General features: G+C 70.0%; 1 protein-coding gene and 1 pseudogene. One reads left to right on the top strand and one right to left on the bottom strand.

Translation table 11 applies throughout. The annotated features are described in order from the left end of the window. Positions 1 to 237: pseudogene (locus AAFX79_13905) on the bottom strand (alkene reductase). A 64-nt stretch (positions 238 to 301) separates the two neighbouring features. Between AAFX79_13905 and AAFX79_13900 the strand changes: the two are divergent. Continuing rightward, the coding region (locus AAFX79_13900) for a hypothetical protein (GenBank protein MEO1009648.1) at positions 302 to 504 on the top strand (203 nt) is incomplete at its 3' end.

The raw sequence follows: 504 nt of genomic DNA, 5'->3' as shown, positions 1-504 counted from the left end.
ATAGGCATCGTTGCGCTGGTTCTTTTGGTCCTGCAGGAACTGGTCAAGGAGGTATCCGTTCGCGGCATGGATCTCGACGCCGTCGAAGCCGACAGCCTTGGCCGCCTCCGCGGCGAGACGGAACTCCTCCTTGAGAGTGGCGATACCCTCGAGCGTCAGGGCCTCGGGCTCGGACGTGTCTGCGAAGCCCGCCGCAGTAAAGGTTTGGGCTCCCGCGCGGATGGCGGACGGCGCGACGCGGCTGGACTGGCTGCCCCTGCCCTCCGGCGCGGGGACGGATTCCGACCGGCGCGTCGCGCTGGTGACGCTCGACCTGCCGGGCAAGTCGGCCAACCTGCTCTCCGAGCGGGTCATGGACGAGATCGCCGGGCGGCTCGACGAGGTCGACGCCGCGGGCGACGCCGCGGGGCTGGTGATCGCGTCGGCCAAGCCGGGCGTCTTCATCGCCGGCGCCGACCTCACGGAGTTCGCCGCCGGCATCGACTGGCCCTCCGACAAGATCGT

Source organism: Planctomycetota bacterium, from assembly GCA_039819165.1.
GTDB lineage: Bacteria > Planctomycetota > Phycisphaerae > Phycisphaerales > UBA1924 > JAHCJI01.
The sequence above is the reverse complement of the archived record's forward strand: the minus strand, read 5'-3'. Positions and strand labels throughout refer to the sequence as shown.